The 2,036-nt window shown below is 53.9% G+C and carries 3 protein-coding genes; 2 read left to right on the top strand and 1 reads right to left on the bottom strand.

The genetic code is table 11. The features are described from left to right. Positions 1-227: 227 nt before the first annotated feature. Positions 228-1,196 carry an IS30 family transposase gene (locus IQ256_RS28995; protein WP_193859146.1) on the bottom strand — a complete coding sequence of 323 codons (969 nt, stop codon included), beginning with the start codon at positions 1,194-1,196 and terminating at the stop codon, positions 228-230. A 254-nt stretch (positions 1,197-1,450) separates the two neighbouring features. Here IQ256_RS28995 and IQ256_RS29000 point away from each other — a divergent pair, with 254 nt between their 5' ends. Then, the gene (locus IQ256_RS29000) at positions 1,451-1,609 is read left to right on the top strand and encodes a hypothetical protein (RefSeq protein ID WP_193859147.1); all 159 of its coding nucleotides are present in this window, start codon (positions 1,451-1,453) and stop codon (positions 1,607-1,609) included. Between the two features lie 185 nt (positions 1,610-1,794). After that, a complete protein-coding gene (locus tag IQ256_RS29005) occupies positions 1,795-2,034 on the top strand; it encodes an OadG family protein (RefSeq protein ID WP_063519671.1) in 240 nt (79 codons plus the stop codon). Positions 2,035-2,036 lie beyond the last annotated feature (2 nt).

The raw sequence follows: 2,036 nt of genomic DNA on the forward strand, positions 1-2,036 counted from the left end.
TACCTGGTGGGCGAGCAATTCTCACGGGCAGACCTGGCAGCAGCCAGCTTGCTGGCGCCGCTATTTATGCCCCCGGCGTACGGTCTGGACTGGCCTTCCTCTATGCCTGAGCCCCTGCAAACCTGGGTCAACAGCCAGACGGCGTGGCTCGAGCCGTTCAGCCGGCTATATGACGAGAAAAGATCCTTTTAAATTAATCGCGGTTTCAAGTAATAACTGCAATCCATTTACGCGGCGAGCAAATCATCTCGCCGCCCCATAAATAATTCGTTTGGTGACCGGCCACCTCGTGTTGCTCTTGGCCTGCTGTTCAATCTGTCCATGACAAATTGAACCTGCTCATCCGTCACCTTGCTAAGGTCTGTTCCCTTTGGGAAATACTGACGGATAAGTCCGTTGGTGTTTTCATTGATCGCACGCTCCCATGATGCATAGGGATGGGCAAAATAAATGTCCGTTTCCAGCCCTTTCGCTATCTCTTCATGCCCGGCGAACTCAAGCCCGTTATCGAAAGTGATCGTTTTGACCTTATCCGTGAGATGCGCCATATGAGCAACCGCCGCATCGGCCAGCAAGTCAGCTTTTTTGCCTGTCAGTCGCACGATCACTGTGTACAAGGTCTTGCGCTCCACCATCGTCAGTAACGCGCCTTTGCGTCCTTTGCCGATGACTGTGTCGCCCTCCCAGTCGCCAACACGGTTGCACCGGTCAACCACCGCAGGGCGCTCATCAATGCTCACCCTGTTCTTGATCTTTCCGCGCCGGTCGTTGCTACCGTAACGCTTGCGGTAGGGTTTTGATGCGACCCGGAGATGTGTGTATAAGTCTCCGCCATTGGCCTTGTCGGCATACACCAGTTGATAAATCGTCTCGTGATGCAACGATACGATTTTTTGCCTTTCCAGATAAGTCGCCACCTGCTGGGGACTCAGCTCCTGACGGATCAAGGTTTCTATCTGTTTTTGCACCTCATCGGTGACTTTCCTGGCCTTGCGGGCCTCATTCCGCCTAGCATCCGTCAACTTCTGCGCTTGGCCTGGTCGATAGCCCTTCAGTCCTTTGTTGCGACGCAACTCCCGACTGATCGTAGTGGGGTGGCGCTCCAATTTCTCTGCAATATCTACTTGGGAGTGGCCTGCTTTTTTCAGGATGTAAATCTGGTATCGTTCGTTCTCGGTCAGCTGGTTGTAGCTCATCAGTGCTTTTCTCTTGGTCGGGAGAGGCGCCGACTCTACCAGCTGGCCTCTCTCTTACCAATTGCACTTATTATCCGAAACCGCGTGTCGTAATAACGACAACCTCTCAGGCTATGGGGTTTTACGTCAGGCATCCGGCGTCGAGCGTTTGGCAAAGTGTCGGGTATTCGCGATAAACCCATCAAACGGCGAGTAGCGTGTTATTCACTCTAATCCGCGAAGAACCTTTTTTTATGCCGCTTTGCGGCCGCTGCATGCCTCACCCTTCATGCCGCCTGCAACAGGCTCGCTGGCTCAACGCTGTCCGAGCAGGTACGACCCCAAGTCTTCCCGGCGCTGTATTGCACTTCATTCCATTGCGATATTTTTTACTCTACGGTCTGGATAAATCTGGCCTGCACCCCGTCGATTGATCAAAACCACCAACCGGTTCCTCGCATGCCTCATTGCGGGTTGTCGACAATCTGTCTACATTGCCTTTAACCCCGCGAGAGCAATACCGGCTCACAAGGCCACCATGATGCCCGCCCAAACGGCGACGCCTTTCGCTCTCGCACGCGGTGACTGAATCCGCTTTTGGAACCAAGAGGAGTGTTCCATGAACGCTATGATGGCTCAGGGTGTCGAACTCATGCTGGTTGGCATGGGTGTCGTGTTTGTTTTTCTTATTGTGCTGGTGGCCGTCACCACTGCCATGTCGGCGCTGGTGCAGAAATTCGGCCGAGAGGAACCGGCGCCGCAGCCCGCTTCAGCCTCCCCGCAAAATATGCCATCGCCGGCCATTATCAAAGCTATCGAAAAAGCGGTGCAGCAGCATCGCCAGTCTTCACTGTCATAGAT

This window comes from cf. Phormidesmis sp. LEGE 11477 (genome assembly GCF_015207105.1).
Taxonomy (GTDB): domain Bacteria; phylum Cyanobacteriota; class Cyanobacteriia; order Phormidesmidales; family Phormidesmidaceae; genus Phormidesmis.